This window comes from Streptomyces sp. NPDC052225, from assembly GCF_040679615.1.
Classification (GTDB): Bacteria; Actinomycetota; Actinomycetes; order Streptomycetales; family Streptomycetaceae; genus Streptomyces.
This window is the reverse complement of record NZ_JBFAVD010000004.1, coordinates 260,223-277,084: the sequence shown is the minus strand read 5'-3', so window position 1 is coordinate 277,084 and position 16,862 is coordinate 260,223. Positions and strand designations below refer to the sequence as shown.

19 protein-coding genes are annotated in these 16,862 nt (G+C 68.1%); 13 read left to right on the top strand and 6 right to left on the bottom strand.

The features are described 5' to 3' along the window. Window positions 1-7: 7 nt before the first annotated feature. Genes AB0L37_RS09000 through AB0L37_RS08990 form a run of 3 tightly spaced genes read left to right on the top strand, consistent with a single transcriptional unit; the run spans window position 8 to window position 2,375 of the window. Window positions 8-1,039, top strand: a complete 1,032-nt coding sequence (locus AB0L37_RS09000) for a NaeI family type II restriction endonuclease (protein ID WP_365501912.1) — start codon at window positions 8-10, stop codon at window positions 1,037-1,039. 45 nt (window positions 1,040-1,084) lie between these two features. Then, window positions 1,085-1,915: an HNH endonuclease signature motif containing protein gene (locus tag AB0L37_RS08995; protein ID WP_365501910.1), complete on the top strand. Its 831-nt coding sequence runs from the start codon at window positions 1,085-1,087 to the stop codon at window positions 1,913-1,915. Beyond that, the gene (locus AB0L37_RS08990; protein ID WP_365501908.1) at window positions 1,908-2,375 is read left to right on the top strand and encodes a very short patch repair endonuclease; all 468 of its coding nucleotides are present in this window, start codon (window positions 1,908-1,910) and stop codon (window positions 2,373-2,375) included. The genes AB0L37_RS08995 and AB0L37_RS08990 overlap by 8 nt, the downstream gene beginning before the upstream one ends. Here AB0L37_RS08990 and dcm read toward each other — a convergent pair. After that, window positions 2,372-3,505 carry a DNA (cytosine-5-)-methyltransferase gene (dcm, locus tag AB0L37_RS08985; protein ID WP_365501906.1) on the bottom strand — a complete coding sequence of 378 codons (1,134 nt, stop codon included), beginning with the start codon at window positions 3,503-3,505 and terminating at the stop codon, window positions 2,372-2,374. The genes AB0L37_RS08990 and dcm overlap by 4 nt on opposite strands. 175 nt (window positions 3,506-3,680) lie before the next feature. Here dcm and AB0L37_RS08980 point away from each other — a divergent pair, with 175 nt between their 5' ends. Continuing rightward, window positions 3,681-4,424, top strand: coding sequence for an HNH endonuclease (locus AB0L37_RS08980; protein ID WP_365501904.1), 744 nt, complete (start codon window positions 3,681-3,683; stop codon window positions 4,422-4,424). A gap of 54 nt (window positions 4,425-4,478) precedes the next feature. Here the strand turns inward: AB0L37_RS08980 and AB0L37_RS08975 are convergent, their stop codons facing one another. Both AB0L37_RS08975 and AB0L37_RS08970 read right to left on the bottom strand, forming a co-directional pair. Continuing rightward, complete coding sequence (locus AB0L37_RS08975) at window positions 4,479-4,679, bottom strand: hypothetical protein (protein ID WP_365501902.1); 201 nt, start codon at window positions 4,677-4,679, stop codon at window positions 4,479-4,481. A gap of 149 nt (window positions 4,680-4,828) precedes the next feature. Then, window positions 4,829-5,458, bottom strand: coding sequence for an ATP-binding protein (locus AB0L37_RS08970; RefSeq protein WP_365501900.1), 630 nt, complete (start codon window positions 5,456-5,458; stop codon window positions 4,829-4,831). A gap of 216 nt (window positions 5,459-5,674) precedes the next feature. Between AB0L37_RS08970 and AB0L37_RS08965 the strand changes: the two genes are divergently transcribed. The 8 genes from AB0L37_RS08965 to AB0L37_RS08930 all read left to right on the top strand — a co-directional run bounded on the left by AB0L37_RS08965 (window position 5,675) and on the right by AB0L37_RS08930 (window position 11,193). Next, on the top strand, window positions 5,675-6,520 hold the full coding sequence (locus AB0L37_RS08965; protein WP_365501898.1) for a helix-turn-helix transcriptional regulator: 846 nt from the start codon (window positions 5,675-5,677) through the stop codon (window positions 6,518-6,520). Beyond that, on the top strand, window positions 6,520-6,735 hold the full coding sequence (locus tag AB0L37_RS08960; RefSeq protein WP_365501896.1) for a DUF397 domain-containing protein: 216 nt from the start codon (window positions 6,520-6,522) through the stop codon (window positions 6,733-6,735). Before AB0L37_RS08965 ends, AB0L37_RS08960 begins: the two co-directional genes overlap by 1 nt. Before the next feature lie 456 nt (window positions 6,736-7,191). Then, window positions 7,192-7,683 carry a hypothetical protein gene (locus tag AB0L37_RS08955; protein ID WP_365501894.1) on the top strand — a complete coding sequence of 164 codons (492 nt, stop codon included), beginning with the start codon at window positions 7,192-7,194 and terminating at the stop codon, window positions 7,681-7,683. A 766-nt stretch (window positions 7,684-8,449) separates the two neighbouring features. After that, window positions 8,450-9,328, top strand: a complete 879-nt coding sequence (locus AB0L37_RS08950) for an NAD(P)H-binding protein (protein ID WP_365501892.1) — start codon at window positions 8,450-8,452, stop codon at window positions 9,326-9,328. A gap of 11 nt (window positions 9,329-9,339) precedes the next feature. After that, a complete protein-coding gene (locus tag AB0L37_RS08945) occupies window positions 9,340-9,702 on the top strand; it encodes a DUF1304 domain-containing protein (protein WP_365501890.1) in 363 nt (120 codons plus the stop codon). Window positions 9,703-9,837: 135 nt separating this feature from the next. Next, window positions 9,838-10,311: a carboxymuconolactone decarboxylase family protein gene (locus AB0L37_RS08940; RefSeq protein WP_365501888.1), complete on the top strand. Its 474-nt coding sequence runs from the start codon at window positions 9,838-9,840 to the stop codon at window positions 10,309-10,311. A gap of 119 nt (window positions 10,312-10,430) precedes the next feature. Beyond that, window positions 10,431-10,736: a hypothetical protein gene (locus AB0L37_RS08935; RefSeq protein WP_365502123.1), complete on the top strand. Its 306-nt coding sequence runs from the start codon at window positions 10,431-10,433 to the stop codon at window positions 10,734-10,736. 10 nt (window positions 10,737-10,746) lie between these two features. Further along, entirely contained in the window at window positions 10,747-11,193 is a 447-nt protein-coding gene (locus AB0L37_RS08930; RefSeq protein ID WP_365501886.1) for a GNAT family N-acetyltransferase, read from the top strand. A 7-nt stretch (window positions 11,194-11,200) separates the two neighbouring features. Here the strand turns inward: AB0L37_RS08930 and AB0L37_RS08925 are convergent, their stop codons facing one another. Then, window positions 11,201-12,703 carry an MFS transporter gene (locus AB0L37_RS08925; protein WP_365501884.1) on the bottom strand — a complete coding sequence of 501 codons (1,503 nt, stop codon included), beginning with the start codon at window positions 12,701-12,703 and terminating at the stop codon, window positions 11,201-11,203. A gap of 55 nt (window positions 12,704-12,758) precedes the next feature. Then, the gene (locus tag AB0L37_RS08920) at window positions 12,759-14,132 is read right to left on the bottom strand and encodes a DUF445 domain-containing protein (RefSeq protein WP_365501882.1); all 1,374 of its coding nucleotides are present in this window, start codon (window positions 14,130-14,132) and stop codon (window positions 12,759-12,761) included. Between the two features lie 227 nt (window positions 14,133-14,359). Here AB0L37_RS08920 and AB0L37_RS08915 point away from each other — a divergent pair, with 227 nt between their 5' ends. Then, window positions 14,360-15,682, top strand: coding sequence for an SGNH/GDSL hydrolase family protein (locus AB0L37_RS08915; RefSeq protein ID WP_365501880.1), 1,323 nt, complete (start codon window positions 14,360-14,362; stop codon window positions 15,680-15,682). A 478-nt stretch (window positions 15,683-16,160) separates the two neighbouring features. On the opposite strand, the gene AB0L37_RS08910 is transcribed toward AB0L37_RS08915, so the two are convergent. Continuing rightward, window positions 16,161-16,859, bottom strand: coding sequence for a DUF1707 domain-containing protein (locus AB0L37_RS08910; RefSeq protein WP_365501878.1), 699 nt, complete (start codon window positions 16,857-16,859; stop codon window positions 16,161-16,163). Window positions 16,860-16,862: the final 3 nt, after the last annotated feature.

The following is a 16,862-nucleotide window of genomic DNA, read 5'->3' as shown; positions in this document are numbered from 1 at the left end:
GACTGAAGTGCTTCAACTCGCGGAACGGGGAACGGATTTGCCGCACCTGCACAAGGACATCAGCGCCGCCACGAACCTCGCGCTCTGGTCGTCTCAAGAGCACTCTCCAGACCACGACGACCCGGAACTTGTCCAGGTCCTGGAGCACATCCGTTCCCTGCCGCAGAGCAAACTCCGGTTCGCCCGCGTCTTACGTAACACCATCGACCAGCTGTTGGACGGCGAGAACACCGGCAGGTACTCCTGGGACACCCTCTACAAAACCGAGCGGACCCATGCAGGAACGCTGGTGGAGATCAACCTCCAACGGGAGTTCAAGTTCGCCGACGGCGACCCCATGGACTATCGAATCCAGGGCGTCGATGTGGACTGCAAGTACTCCCAGAAGTTCGGAAGCTGGATGATCCCGCCGGAAGCCGTAGGACATCTCTGCCTCCTGGTCTGGGCTGACGACAGCAAGTCCGTCTGGCGCGCGGGCATCGTGCGGATACGACCGGAGTGGCTGAACGTAGGCCGCAATCGTGACATGAAGGCCACCATCTCCAAAAATCACCGAGACAAGATCCAGTGGCTGTGGCCTGCCGAGGAGTGTGAACTCCCGGAGAATGTCCTGCTGCATATGGTTCCGGAAGACGTCAAAGCCGTGTTCGCGTCAACGTCAGGCCAGCAGCGGGTCAACGAACTCTTCCGCCGAGCCCAGGGCCGCCTCATCACTCGCAACGTGGTGCGAACCGTGGCCCAGCAGAAGGACTACATGAAGCGTGTACGGGGAAACGGCGGCGCCCGGTCGGCGCTGGCCCCCGAAGGGCTTCTCATCATGGGTGATTATGAAAGCCACCGTCAGATCGCCGAGATCCTCGGCTTGCCTGTCCCCTCGGACGGGGAATTTATCAGCGCACGAGTCGTACAAGCCCGTCCGGGGCACGACCCCGAGAAGCAAGTCGAGCTGGACGGAGCGCGCTGGGTACTAGCGGAGAAGGGCGACCCTCAAGGGCCTGCCCCCAAACTGCCTGATACCAAGCGCGCGACCGCCAGCTGATTCACATTCCCCTCTGAAACTACAGAACCCACAAGCGAGCGCATCGTGCCCGACGAGGCAACCCCCCCACTCCCTCAACCAGATTCGCCAGAACTCCAGCAACTCCTCCCTCTCGACAGCGTCCGAGCACTCTACGGATTCCTTTTCGCACGCCAAGATTCCCCTCCAACAACAGATGAGATCCACGAATTTATTGCCCAGAAATTCGATAAGGATCAATCAGAGGCTATGCGCCGCCTCCGTTCACTGCGCGAACGGTTCACCGTAGAACGCACTCAGCGTGGGCGAGATCACTACTACCGGCTCGCAGGATGGAAACAAGCAGATAGGGCAGCCGCACGTGTCAACTTAAGCGGTCGCCTCAGGGCTCAAGTACTCGCCCCACAGCGCTGCGCCCAATGCGGCCGCGTGCCGCTAGAAGACAAGGTAAAGCTTGTCGTCGACCACAAGATCCCAGTGGCCTGGGGCGGTAGCGACGATATCTCGAACCTGCAGCCCCTGTGCGAAGAATGCAACGGAGGGAAGCGGGACTTCTACGCGACCTACGATCCGTACGCCGAGCAAATTGCCGCTGCCGCACTTCACGACGAGCCACATGGGCGTATCGGAGAACTCCTCAAGGCACTCGAAGGACAGTGGGTTCCTGCCGAACTCATCGGCGTTGTAGCTTCGATGAAGCAGTATCAAGATGACTGGGAAAGACGACTGCGTGAACTCCGGGAGCTTGACTGGACGTACCAGAATCGCGTTCGCAGACCTCGGGGACGCCCGCACCTGTCCGAGTACAAGCTGACGCATTGGGAGCCGTGGCCGGAAGGGCGAATCAAGGCAGAAATCGACAAGCGGAAGAAGTTGAAGAAACGCCGTGGTGAATGAATGGATCCCACCTAAAGGCTCTTGGGCCTCGTCCGCATCGCGCCGCCGAAACATGCAGGCAATTCGAAGCAGGGATACCTCGCCAGAGCGTGCGGTCCGCAAATTGGTGCACGCGCAAGGGTTGCGCTATCGGGTCGCCGCTCGCCCCCTCCCGGACCTGCGGCGCACCGCCGATCTTGTCTTTCGTCCAGTAAAGGTGGCGGTCTTCATCGACGGCTGCTACTGGCACGGATGCCCTGAACACTACGTCTCGCCGAAAACCAACCCTGGTTACTGGTCAGACAAAGTGGCCGGGAACATGGCACGCGACCGGGACACGGACCAGCAACTGCAAGAAGCAGGATGGCTCGTACTCCGCTTCTGGGAGCACGAGCCATCTGCAGACTGCGCAGAACGGATCGCGGCCGAAGTGAGGCGACGGCGCGATGCGCTCAACGGCCCCAAGAGCGAGTCGAGTTAACCCTTGCGCTCGCTTCGCTCGCGGGCTGCCCTCAGCACCTCGATGATCGACTTCCCAACAGCCTCCGCGACCGGCGGCGGGAAGGCATTGCCCACCTGCCGATAGCGGGCAGTCTTGCCGCCGGTGAACTCCCAGTACTCGGGGAACCCCTGGATGATGGCGGCCTGCCTGACGGTGAGCATCGGGCCTTCTGGGCCGAACAGATCCCGGTCCTCAGTGCCCTTCTCCTTGCACACCTCAGGATCGTTGGCGACGCCCATGCCTGAGACACCGAGTTCTCGCCATGCCTTCTTGGCCCGGCTCGGGCCCAAGTCAGCACCACCATGCTTCTTCGAACCGCCGACGAGCGTCGGAGCAACACCCTTGGCTGCACCTTGCGACCAGCTGTCAAGGATCCGCTTCGCTTCAGCAGCACGAGGGCCTTCGAGGAAGGGCTTGAAACGCGCCTTCATCGTCTTCTCAAGGGCCTTGTAGACCGTGCGCTCTTCAGTCCCGGGCACCGGCTCTTCGTACTTGAGGTCCTGGAGGACATCACGCCGGAACGCCACCAGGATCGACCGCGGACGAAGCTGAGGAACCGAGAAGTCAGCGGCCTCGAAGACTTTCCACTGCACAACCTTGTAACCGGGCAGCCCATCGTCATCCGGCTCCATCTGCTCCAGCTCGGCCTGGATCCGCTCCCGGTAGCCGTCGAACTTCGCGTCCATGAGGCCGCGCACGTTCTCGATCATTACGGCCTTGGGCCGGATCTGGTCCGCCAGCTGAAGGATGCGGGGGAAGAGGTCGCGCTCGTCATCCTCTCCGAGTTGCTTGCCCGCGTGGGAGAACGGCGGGCACGGCACGCCGCCGGCCAGCAGATCCACCTCGCCCTTGCGGTACAGGTGCTTGCTCTTCTGGAGGTGCTCCTCCGGCTCGAACTTCACCACGTCCATGCAGAGCACGTCGCAGTTCTGGTGCTCCCACTTCCACTTCGGGTGCACATCGATGTTGCTACTCAACGTAGCTGCCGCATGCTTGTCGATCTCGATGAGCGCGAGATGCCGGAAACCAGCCGCATGCAGGCCGATGGCCTGACCGCCTGCGCCTGCGCAGATCTCGATCGACGTGTAGTCCTCGTCAGTGCCGGTCATTGACCCTCCTCGTACATGAACCCTGCTGACACCCCGTACCGTCAGCCATTACAGAGGGTGACAGACGCCACTGACATCGCGACTGACTTCGCGGTCCACTCCAGTTTGCGTCATCCCCTACCCGACTCCAGCCACTCCCGACACGACGGCATCGAATACCCGTACGATATCGCCCGTGGCGAGAACACCTTGGAGCCGAGACGAGCTGTTGCTGGCCTGCGCCCTGGTTGCGCAGAACGACTGGCGCGAGCTGCGACAGACCGACGAGCGGGTCTTCGAGCTGTCCGGCCTGCTCCGGGCGCTGCCGACCAATCGGGATGCCGCCGCAAAGGACCCGCGCTTCCGGTCGGTGAACAGCGTCAGCCGGAAAACCACGGACATCGCCACGGCTCACCCTGACTATCCCGGCACCCGCACCCGTGGCGGCAAGCCCACCCGGGATGTCGTGGGCGATTTCCTGGCACGCCCTGGCGAGATGGCAGACCTCGCCGAAGCCATCCGCATAGGCATGGACTCGGGAGAGCTGCACAGCTTGCCCACGCTCGATGAGAACGACTCCGGTGACGAGGACGTCGTCGGCCGGGAGGGAGAGCTCATCCCGCGATTGGTCCGCCAGCGGGAACGCGACCCGAGGCTGCGGCGCCAGAAGATCGAGCAAGCCCGCTGCCGCGGGCAGGCGATCCAGTGCGAGGTGTGCGGATTCGACTTCCAGGCGACGTATGGACAGCTCGGCAGCGGATACATCGAGGTGCACCACAGACTCCCCCTCCACATATCCGGTCGGACAGAGACCCGGCTCGACGACCTGGCCTTCCTGTGCGCCAACTGTCACCGCATGTGCCACAAGGGCTTCGCGGGTGAATCCTGGCGTACTCCCGATGCCCTGCGAGCCGAGATAGCGAAGTCCGCCATCGGCTGACTCCCGCCGCATCACACGGCGAACGCCCACAGCCTCTCCTGCCAGCGCCACGCCTCAGCCCACCGCCCCGATCAAGTGCTGATCCAGATCGATCCCGAAGTCGGCGGCAAGGACAAGAGACAGACGCCGGTACGCCTCCGTCTCGCGCCGCTGCTGTTCATCGACCGCAGCGAGGAAGGGCCGCACCAACGCCGTTTCTTCCCCTCTGATCGGGGAGTCAAGGCCGTAGGGAGAACGGAGCAGCGGCAGGGGCACGGTCGAGCCCTTCGGCCTCGACGCCGCCGACAGAGAGGCAGGTGCGGGTGACCTGCGGCGGATGACCGCTCCATCTCGGGCGCGCCGACGCCCGGACTCCGGTTGGACCACCCCCCGCGCCCACCGCACGAGCCCCCGAACCTGGGCCCTCACGCGGCATCCCCCTCATACCGCACCACCGCCTGATCCAGCAGATCGTCCGGGTCGCACCCCCGCGCCGCCGCCCAGTGCAGCAAATCGGCGATTAGCTCAACGGCGGGCTGCGCGAGTCCAGTCGGAGCCCTCACCGCGAACAGGAACGGGCGGCCCCGCTGTTCCTGGTAGGCCCGGAGAACAGCTCCCGCGCGCTTTACCCCCGGCGTGAACTTCCCGTCGGGCAAGGCCAGTTCGCACCACACCGACTTTCCCGACGCCGTGAGCAGCGTGCCCCACTCCGTCACGAGTGCGGCGATCAGGTGGAGCCCCCGGCCGCACTCCGCACCGCCTCCCGCCCGCGTCACCAGTGGGATCGCGAGGCTCTTGTCGTGGACCTCGATCCGGAAGCGCCCGTCGCGGACCTCAAGGATCAGGGTGGCCGTGGCGCCTTCGCCCACGTGGTGCAGCACGTTCGTCGCGAGTTCCGTCACGACGAGCTGGGCCTCCTCTACGAGCGGGTCGATCGCCCAGCGTTTGAGGACGCCGGCGACGTCGTGACGCAGGCGCCGCATCTGGAGCGGGGCTGCCTCGAACGGCAGGACGTAACGGAGTTGCAGTTCAGAAGAGACGTCGTAGTCGGCCATGGCCGCACTCCCTCCCAGGCCACACAGCGCTGCGCCCGCCGCATCCGTACGGCTGCGCTGCGTAGCGGTACGCTCACGAGCATGGCACAGAGAAATCTCGCTGTGTAACTTCTCACCAGAATCCATCGAGTGAATCCGGTGGTACGGCAACTCCCGTCGTGCCTAGCCTGATTGCGATCTCCGGGGACGGCCCCGGCACATACGGGGAGGAACCCCATGTCCGTCCGGACCACGACCCGTCGCCGCCAGCTCGGCGCGATGATGCGGAAGCTGCGCGCTCGCAAAGGGCTGACTCTGGAGGAAGCCGGGACTCTCGTCGGCGTCTCGAAGGCGACCGTCAGCCGGTACGAGACCCAGGCCGGGCCCGTGAAGTGGCTCGTGGTCGACGCGCTCTGCCGGGAGTACGGGGCAACTGACAGTGAGCGCGCGGCAGTTGTCGGTCTCGCCAAGGACGCCAAGCAGCAGGGCTGGTGGAGCTCGTTCACGGACTCCATCCCGGAGAGCATGAACCTTCTGCTGACCCTCGAGGACGAGGCGGTGCGCGAGGACCACTTCTGCTGCGTCTACGTCCCGGGGCTTCTGCAAACCCGTGAGTACAGCACCGCCCTGCAGAAGGCCAACGAAGTGCGGCTCGCCGCTCCCGAGATCGAACGACTCGTCGACATCCGCATGAAGCGGCAGGAGATCCTCGACCGCCCGAAGCCTCCACGGCTGTGGGCCATCCTCGACGAATCGGTGCTCCGGCGCGTCGTCGGATCGCCGGCCGTCATGAAGGCCCAGCTCGACCGGCTCCTTGAGGCCAACGAACTACCGCACATCACGCTCCAGGTCCTCCCCTTCGCCAAGGGAGCCCACTGCGCGGCGCTCGGCAGCTTCGTGATCCTCGGCGGTATCGAAGCATCACTCGATGTCGTGTACGTCGATCTGCACACCGGGTCCCTCTTCCTCGAGAAGGACGAGGAACTGGACCGCTATCGCCTTGCGTTCGACTACCTGCGCGCACAAGCGTTGGACATGGAAGCCTCTTCCTCCCTGATCCACCGTCTTCGCAAGGAGTTGTGATGCCCGAAGGAACGCGGTCGACCGCACGTCAAGGATGGTTCAAGTCGTCCTACAGCGGCGGGAACACCACCGAGTGCGTAGAGGCCGCCTTCACGCCTGGTGGCGCACTCGTACGCGTAAGGGATTCCAAAGACCCGGACAGGTCTCAACTCCGCATATCCGCACGGGCCTGGGTCGGCTTCATCAGCGCACCGCCGCACATACGCCACCCCTGAAGTCACCTTGGCGACTTCCAGGCCCCCCGGCTAACCGGATGCCGAACGTGAAAAGCGGGCTGCTGGAGGAGACGGGCGTCGGCCGTGAGGCGAAGGAGAGGGCGCGGTCCTCCAGGTGCCCGAGTTCGGTCCCGCTGCCGGGAAGCCGGCCGGTGGGGCGGCAGGTCCGGCGCCCGCGCCGGAGGGGTGCCAGACGTGGGTCAAAGTCGGGTGCGGGACGGTGGGCGCTTCACTGGATGCCCCCAGCTTCAGTTGCGGCAACAGGGGTCGGAAAAGGTGCTACCTCCGCAGCCCAGCGGTGGGCCTGGATGACCCGTCGCTGATCCGTGACAGAAACTGTTCCTCACCACCCTGGCGAGTTACTTTGTGTCACCACAGCGCTACTGTCCGCTTGCATTCTCCTCGCTCGGGGATGCCGTCGTTGTCACACACTCGACACGGCGAACGGACCTACAAATGCTGCGAGTTGCACCCCCGATCATCAACCTCTCCCGCCAGATCCTCGTCTCCGGAACCGCCGCCGTGCTGATCCTCGCTGCGGGGGCCGGGATCGCCGACGCCAGCGCCGTCGGGTACGCGAAGGTCGCCGGATTCTGTTTCGAGGCGCAAGGGCAGCAGGTGTGCCTGCCCACCATCTCCCTCGGCCACTTCATCAAGGGTGGCGGCCGCTCGATCACTCGGCAGGAAGCCTCCGTGCAGGACACGCTCGGGGCCGACAGCAGCGGGCTCAAGTGGTGCAACTGGCGCATTGATTGGCGCTACTCCGACACGAACGGCCGCACCTACCTCACCAGCCGTGGTCCTCTGCACTCCTCTTGCACCTGGGGCGCTTCGATCGGCCGTGTCGACAAGACGAAGCGGACGTTGAAGCACTACGGCAAGGCATGTGCCGACTTCTTCGTGAGCGGAAAGAGGCGGGCGACGCAGTGCCACTACATCACCAAGTGAGGCAGAGGAACCCTATGAGCCGCCTGCTCAACCTGCGCCAGTCCCAGTTTCTACGGTGGATGATCCTCGTAGCCGGGAGCACCACAGTCGCTTCCCTCGTCGTAGGGGTCGCCGGCGGTCTGCTGATTCCCGACGACATCTACCAGCAACTCCCCCGAGGGGCACTTTTTGTGGCTGCTCTCGTCGTCGCTGGGTTGCTGTGCGTAGGCGTGGAACGGAGGGTGCGTCGGCGGCAGGGGTGACAGTCGCGGGGCGCTGTTGGCGGGCGAGTCGGCCTTCGCTTGGCCCGTGCCCCGCCGGACGACGCCTAGTTCCACTGCAGCCGGAACGCCGGGCAGGTGTCCGGGTCCGTCTCGTCGCAGAAGACCGATCGCTTCGAGTCGACGCCGGTCGAGAGCCGTACCTGGGGAGTCGCTCCTCGGCCAGTCGGCCGTGCTGACCTGGGCGGAAAGCAGAGGACGAGCAGCCGACTGACCGTCCGCCGACCAGTACGGCCAGAGATGCGTTCGGTCCAGACGAGTTTCTGGTCGGCAAGCGGCTTCCCCTTTGCTGCCGCTCGTGCACGAAACTCCCACGCACTACTGACTTGTCGGTCGACTTCGGCTGAAGCGAACAGTCATGCCATCGGGACAGCGGCACCAACGGGGCTTCCTGCTCTGCGCCGACGAGGACTCCGTCTTGACCTCAAGTGCGGTTGGGTTCTTAGCGTGTTCACGAGTTGATCTGCCGACGGTCGGGGATCACGCGACACGTAAGGGGCATGCCCGTGATTCTCGTGACCGGAGCCACCGGGAATGTAGGAAGTGCGCTGCTACGGGAACTGCACGCAGCCGGGGCCGGGCCGCTGCGCGGTCTCAGTCGTCGGCCGGCGCGGGCCGTGTTTCCGGCGGGGGTCGAGGCCGTCGAGGGGGACTTCGCGGGCGGGGAGTCGGTCAAGTCGGCGCTGGACGGGGTGCGTTCGCTGTTTCTCGTGTCGCGGCTCGGCTCGGACCGCGACATTCTCGACGCCGCTCGGACGGCGGGGGTCGAGCATGTGGTGCTGGTGTCGTCGATCACCGCCCAGACCCATCCTCATCTCGGCCCGGCCGTCGAGAACTTGGAGGTCGAAGCGCTGCTGAAGAGCAGTGGGATGGCCTGGACGATTCTGCGGCCTACACAGTTCGCGTCGAACACCGCGATGTGGGCGGCGTCGATCCGGGCTGGTGAGGCGGTCCATGCGCCCTACGCCGACGTCGCGCTGCCCACCATCCATCCCGCGGACATCGCGGCCGTGGCGCGGGTGGCGCTGACCGAGCCCGGTCATGAGGGACGCACGTACGCGTTGACCGGGCCCGAGGCCGTGACCCCGCGGCAGCAGGTCGCCGCCATCGCCGCGGCGCTGGGGCGTGACGTGCCCTTCGTCGAGGTCAGTCGGCAGGAGGCGCACGCCTCGATGGCCGCGGTCTTCGGGAGCGAGGCCGCGGACGCGGTGCTCGATGTCATGGGCGGGGAGGTGAACGCCGAGGTGCTGGCCGTACGCGACACGGTGGCTCGGGTCACCGGTTCCGCGGCCCGGCCCTTCAGGCAGTGGGCCGAGGAGAACGTCGGCCTCTTCGGGCCCGCGCGTTCCGACCGGTCAGCGCGCCGCAGGCCCCGCTCCGTGTGACCCTGTTGCCCATGTCGATCATCGCTACCACCGTGGTGCTGCTCATCGCCGCCCTGCACGTCTACATCCTGGTTCTGGAGATGTTCCTGTGGACCGGGCCCCGGGCGCGGGCCGCCTTTGGGACCACCCCCGAGTTCGCCACGGAGACGAAGGCGCTCGCGGGGAATCAGGGGCTGTACAACGGGTTCCTCGCCGCGGGGCTTGTGTGGGGTGCGGTGGCGGCCGATCCCGTGGGGTTCCAGGCGAAGGTGTTCTTCCTGGTGTGCGTCGCCGTGGCCGGTGTGTACGGGGCCGCCACCGCCAGCCGGAAGATCGTTTTCGTGCAGACCGTGCCCGCGGTGGTCGGGCTTGCGCTCGTCATCGCCGCGCACTGACAGCCCGCCCTGACACCCGTCCCGGACTGCGTGACGCGGGTCACATTCAGGCCTGTCACATCTTGGCGCGGCGCTCCGTCACATCTACGTAGCCAACGAAAACGACAGCGCACGACAGTGACTGAGGAGATTGACATGGAAGCCCGACTCAACGCCTTCGCCAGCCCCCTCGCCGGCAAGCTCATCAAGCACATCAACTCCGCCGGCAAGGTCATCGCCGACTCCGCGCTGCCTGCCGCCACGCAGGAGCTGGTGAAGATCCGGGCGAGCCAGATCAACGGGTGCGGGTTCTGCACGGACATGCACACCAAGGACGCCGCGCACGCCGGGGAGACCGCTCAGCGGCTGCACCTCGTCGCCGCCTGGCGCGAGGCCACGGTGTTCACCGACGCCGAGCGCGCAGCGCTCGAGCTGACCGAGCAGGGCACCCGGATCGCGGACGCCGCCGGTGGCGTGACCGACGAGGCGTGGGCGAACGCCGCCAAGTACTACGACGAGGAGCAGCTCCTCGCGCTGACGGGTCTGATCGCCGTGATCAACACGTACAACCGCATGAATGTCATTCTTCAGGTGCCCGCGGGCGACTACCAGCCCGGCCAGTTCGGCTGACCGCCCCCGCCGCCGCCTCGCTCACCCCGCCCCGGCCCCGGCCGGCGCGGGGGCGTAGCGTCGGACCGCGACAATTGCCGACTTGCCCGGAGGGGTCCATGGCCGCCCGTATCGACCGCATCGCCCGCATTCCCAGTGCCCCCATCGCCGCAGCGGGCCTCGTCGGCGGGTACGCCACCGCTCGTTTCACGAAGAAGCGGCAGCTGGGCGGCGCCGTTCTCGCCGTCGCCGGGGCCGCCGCCGCGACGCAGTGGACGCGGACCCGTGGCGGCAAGGTCGCGGGCGCGCTCACCGGGGCGTACGTCGCCGCGTTCGCGGGGTCGCACCCGCTCGCCAAGAAGGTCGGGGCGTGGCCGGCCGTGTTCGGTGTCGCCGGAGCCGTCGCCGCAGCCTCGTACGTCGTCGTCGATCGCAAGACCGTCTAGGCCCCATGCCGTGGCGGATTGGATGCTGCGGCCCGCGACGGCCGCCGACGTGGACGCCGTCGTGGAGATACGGGCCGTCGTCATGCGCCCCGACCTGCTGCGGCTAGGGCGGTTCGACGAGCACCGGGTGCGGCAGCGGCTGCGGGACGCCTGGACGCCCGCGCACACCTGGGTGATCGAGGTGGCCGGGCAGCTCGCCGGGGCCGTGGCGCTGCGCCGGGCCCCGGACTGCTACTGGTTCGAGCACTTCCTGCTCGCCCCCGAGCACCAGGGGCGCGGCATCGGGACCGCCGTTCTCGATTCCCTGCTCGAGCGGTGCGACCGGGAGGGCATGCCGGTCCGGCTCAACGTGCTCCAGGGCAGCGCGGCCCGGCGGCTGTACGAGCGGCGCGGGTTCGTCGTCGAGGACGAGGACCCCGTCGACGTGTTCATGGTGCGCCGCCCGTACGGGAGTTGAGCCCACGTCAGACGGCCGCTCCCGCCTGCGGACGTACCGCCGACAGCGGCTGTGCGATGTCCTCCAGGGAGCGGCGCTCGGCCCGCACCGCGAACACCGCCGCGACCAGGCCCGCCGCGCACATCAGGCCGGCGCCGACCTGGAACGCGAGGACCGTGTCCGCGACCTTGCCGCTCTTGGTGAGGTCGGCGAAGAGCAGCGGGCCGCTGATGCCGCCGGCCGCCGTGCCGACGGCGTAGAAGAAGGCGATGGCCATCGCGCGCGTCTCCATCGGGAAGATCTCCGAGACGGTGAGGTACGCGCTGGACGCGCCCGCCGACGCGAAGAAGAGGACCACGCACCAGCAGGCCGTCAGCGTCGTCGCGCTCAGCGAACCGCGGTCGAAGAGCCAGGCCGTGGCGAAGAGGAGGATCCCGGAGAGCAGATACGTCGACGAGATCATGATCCGGCGGCCCACCGTGTCGAAGAGCTTGCCGAGCAGCAGCGGGCCCATGAAGTTGCCGGCCGCGATCACCGCGAAGTAGTAGCCGGTCGAGCCGGTCGGCACGTCGTAGAACGTGGTGAGGATCGCGCCGAAGCCGAAGGTGATCGCGTTGTAGAGGAACGCCTGGCCGATGAAGAGGGACAGGCCGAGCGTCGTGCGCTTCGGGTACGAGCGGAAGACGGTGCGCGCGATCTCGCCGAAGCCGATGCTCTTGCGCTGGTGGATGGTGATCTCCCCGGCGGGCGGCGGGAGTTCGGCTCCGCCGCGTTCGTCCCGTACGCGCTTCTCGACGTCCTCGACGAGCGCGTCCGCCTCGTCTCCGCGGCCGTGGATGAACAGCCAGCGCGGGGACTCCGGGACGTTGCGGCGTACGAGGAGGATGACCAGGCCGAGGACCACGCCGAGGGCGAAGGTGAGGCGCCAGCCGACGTTCTTCGCGAACAGGTCCGTGTCGAGCGCCACGATCGACAGGAGCGAGCCGCCGATCGCGCCGAGCCAGAAGCTGCCGTTGATGATCAGGTCGACGCGGCCGCGGAAGCGGGACGGGATCAGTTCGTCGATGGCCGAGTTGATGGCCGCGTACTCGCCGCCGATGCCGAAGCCGGTGAAGAAGCGGAAGACGAAGAACCACCAGGTGGAGAAGGAGAGCGCGGTGAGGGCTGTCGCCGCCAGGTAGACGGCGAGGGTGAGGAGGAAGAGCTTCTTGCGGCCGAAGCGGTCGGTGAGCCAGCCGAAGAACAGCGCTCCGGCGCAGGCGCCCGCCACGTACAGGGCGGCGGCGATGCCGGTGACCTGCGCGGACGAGATGGGCAGGCCGCTGCCGTCCTCGGAGAGGCGGCCCGCGATGTTGCCGACGACGGTGACTTCGAGGCCGTCGAGGATCCATACGGTGCCGAGGCCGATCACCACCATCCAGTGCCAGCGCGACCAGGGGAGACGGTCGAGGCGGGCGGGGACGGCGGTGGTCACCGTGCCGGTGGATCCGCCGGGTCGGGGGACGGGTTGCGTCTGGTGCTTCTGGGACATTGACCCCTCCTCGTTGAGGGAAAACGGGTCTGTCGAGTCCCCCGCCGACCAGGGGCTACGCCCCGAACAGCCGCGACACCGCGTAGATCACCAGCCCCGCCAGCGAACCGACCACCGTGCCGTTGATCCGGATGAACTGGAGGTCACGGCCGATGTGCGCCTCGATCTTGCGGGACGTGTGCTCGGCGTCCCAGCCCGCGACGGTGTCCGTGATGAGGGACGTGATCTCCGCGCGGTAGGTGGTGACGACGTAGACCGCGGCGCCCTCCACCCAGCCGTCGACCTTCGCCTGCACCTTCGGGTCGGACGCCATCCGCCGCCCGAGCGAGAGCAGCGACGCCCTTACGCGCAGCCGCAGTTCGCTGCGCTCGTCCTCGGCGGCCGCCACGATCATCGAGCGGACCGCGGACCAGGTGGACGCGATCAGGTCCTGCACCTCGGAGCGGCCGATCACCTCGGACTTCAAGCGCTCGACGCGCGCCCGGGTGTCGGAGTCGGACTGGAGGTCGCCGGCGAAGTCGCGCAGGAAGCGGTCGACGGCGCCGCGCGCCGGGTGCCCGGGCATGTCGCGCATCTCGGTGACGAAGCGCAGCAGTTCCTTGTAGACGCGCTCGCCGACCCGCTTGTCGACGAAGCGGGGGGTCCAGCCGGGGGCGCCGCCCTGCACCGCGTCCATGACGGAGTCCGAGTGCAGGACGAGCCAGTCGTGGGCCCGCGCGCACACCAGGTCGACGACCCGCTTGTGGCCGCCGTCGGCGACGACCTTCTCCAGCATCTTGCCGAGGCCGGGCGCGATCTCGGCGTTGTCGGCGCGGCGCGTGATGGCCTCGCCGACGACCGCCTGGACGTCGGAGTCGCGCAGGACCGTCAGCGCGCCCCTGAGCGCGGTCGCCAGTTCGGCGGTGACGCGGTCGGCGTGCTCGGGCTCGGCGAGCCAGGCGCCGAGCCGGGAACCGATGCCGACGGCGCGCAGCCGGTCCCGTACGACCGTGCCCGACAGGAAGTTCTCGCCGACGAACTCGCCCAGCGAGACACCCAGTTGGTCCTTCTTCTTCGGGATGATCGCGGTGTGCGGGATGGGGATGCCGAGGGGGTGGCGGAAGAGGGCGGTGACCGCGAACCAGTCGGCGAGCGCGCCGACCATGCCGGCCTCGGCGGCAGCGGCGACGTATCCGGTCCAGGCGCCGGCGCCCGAGTGCTCCGCCCAGGTCGCCAGTACGTAGACGAGCGCGACGAAGCCGAGCATGCCGGTCGCCGTCAGCTTCATCCGGCGCACACCGCGGCGCTTCTCCTCGTCTGCGGCGGTGAACTCGGTCACGGAGCGGCGGGCGGGGCGGGCCGGGGGCGTCGGGGCGGCGGGCGGTTGGTCACCGGGCGGCCGGGCATACTCCTCCACGCCCGCTTCACCCTTTTTATCCAGATCGCTCATGACTTGCGTCCCTCACGTCCGTCCGTCCGTGCACCCGGCATCTGTCATTCCCCTCACACATTGTCCCTTCCTGACCTACTCCCGGAACGAACCACAAGTTCCCGGCGTCTGAATGGGCGGAGGGGGGCAGTGTCGGCCCCCTCGTTCCACGGTCCTGCCCCATGCCGCATCATGGGTTCATCACATCGGAGCCTCGGGCTCCCCCTGCCCGAGGAGACACACCCCGCATGACCAAGCGTCACGGTTATGCCTTGTTGGCCGCGCTCGTCGCGGTCGCCGCAGTGATCTCGGCCGCCATATACGTCGGGTTCTCCGGCGTGCTCCGCGGCGGCGACGACACCGTTCAGGCCGGCGGCGCGCACCCCCGCAGCTCGGCCGCACCCGCCTCCACCGGAACCTGGGCGGGCACCTGGTCCGCCTCCCCGGCCGGCGGCGAGCCCGGCACGGAGACGAATGGTTTCGCCGGCCGTTCCATCCGCAACGTCGTGCACACCAGCATCGGCGGCGCCGCGGCCCGCATCACCCTCTCCAACCTGTACGGGCAGCAGCCCCTCAGCATCACGCATGCCTCGCTCGCCCTCGCCTCGGCGCCCAACAGCCCGACCGCGCTGGCCGACTCGGTGCGCCGCCTGACCTTCTCCGGCAACACCTCGGTGGTCATCCCGGCGGGCGCGCAGGTCATCAGCGACGCCGTCCGCCTCCAGGTGCCCGGCGACGCGGACCTGCTCGTCACCACGTACTCGCCGACCGCGTCCGGACCCGTCACGTACCACCCGCAGGCCCGGCAGATGTCGTACGTCGCGAACGGCGACCTCGTCGAGGAGCCGACCGGCACCCGGTACACCGGGCAGAGCCCGTACTGGCGCTACCTGACCGCCGTCGACGTGCTCAGCAACGAGGCGCAGGGCACGGTCGTCGTCCTCGGCGACTCGCTCACCGACGGCATCACCTCCACGATGGGGGCCAACCACCGCTGGCCGGACGTCCTCGCCGAGCGGCTGCGCACCGAGTCGGGTGCCCCGCGCTACGGCGTCGTGAACCAGGGCATCAGCGGCAACCGCGTCCTGTCCGACGGCTACGGGCGCCCCGCGAACAACCCGAGCGGCCTGTCTCGCTTCGACCGCGACGTGCTCAGCCGCTCCGGCGTGCGGGCCGTCGTCATCGACCTCGGGATCAACGACATCCTGCGCAACCCGCAGCAGACCGACCCGAACAAGATCGCGGACGGTCTGCGGGAGCTGGTCCGGCAGGCGCACGCGCGCGGCCTGCGGGTCATCGGGGCGACGCTCATGCCGTTCCAGGGCCACCGCGGGTACCAGCCGCACCTGGAGACGGTCCGCCAGGGCGTGAACGAGCAGATCCGCTCGGGCAAGGTCTACGACTCCTACGTCGACTTCGACAAGGCGCTCCGCGACCCGTACAACCCGCGCAAGTTGCTCCCGCGCTACGACTCGGGCGACCACCTCCACCCGAGCGACGCGGGCTACGACCGCATGGCCAAGACCTTCGACCTCTCAACCCTGAGGGGCTCGGTCGGCGCGGAGCTGTAGCCGACCCCGCTCCACCGCCTCGGGCCCTCCACGGCCCGAGGCACCCCCTCCGTCGCGAACAGCCGCCCCACCGCCTCGACTACCGCCGCCCGCCCGCCTTGGGCAACCTGCCACCACCAGCAGCCCCCGCGCCTTGGGCAACCTGCCACCCGAGGCAACCCCACCCACCACCATCAACAACCCCCGCCACCTTGGGCAACCTGCCACCCGAGGCAACCCCACCCGCCGCCATCAGCACCCCCCGCCTTGGGCAATCTGCCGCCTGGGGCGGCAGGGTGGGCAAGGCGGCACCCCAGCGCCGGGTGCCCGCTCGATCAGGCGGCGCCTACAGCCCAGAGCACGCCACCCCAGCCCCGGCGCACACTCCCTCCGGCGGCGCCACCAGCCCGGACCGCAGCACCTCAGCGCCGGGCACGCACGCGATCAGGCGGCGCCAACGGCCCAGGCCCCGACAGCCCCGCCCCGGCCGGCCGCCCCGTCAGTCCCGCCCCTCAAGCCGCTCCCGCCGCCGCGCCTCCTTCATCCGCCGCCGCTCCTCCCGCGGCGGCTTCCGGTCCACCCCGACCCCGCCCATCAGCGCGTACCCGCGTACGACGACCCGCGGCGACCCCGGCGTCCCCGCCCCCGTCGCCCGGTCGTCGACCCCGCCCATGATCCCGAACCCCCGTACGGTGACGTCGAGTTCCGGCGGCACCTTCACCTGGATCCCGCCCATGATGGTGAAGCAGCGGATCTCCACCTCCCGCGCCGCGAAGTTCGCCTCGCGCAGATCGATCTCCCCGCCGCCCCACATCGCGAACGCCGTGAACCGCTCCCCCACCGTCCACCGCCCCTTGCGGCCGAACCCGCTCCAGAACGCGAACGCCCCGCTCGACGTCGCCTCCCCGCCGATCCGCGCGGGCCAGTGCACGCCCCCGTCCGCGGCCACCGGCTCCTTCACGAAACTCACCGGCGCGACGGCTCCCCCGGCGCCCGGCAGGTCTTGGGTGAGCGGCGCCAACTCCCCGTACGTACGCGCCTTGTACGTCGCCTCGAGGCGCTCGTCGAACTCCTCCATGTCGAGCCGCCCCTCGGCGAGCGCGTCACGCAACCGCTCGGCGACCTGCTCGCGGTCGGCGTCGGATGCCCTCAACTCCGGGGCAGAGGGCGTGGGTTCGGGCAGGGATGCGTCCGTCATACG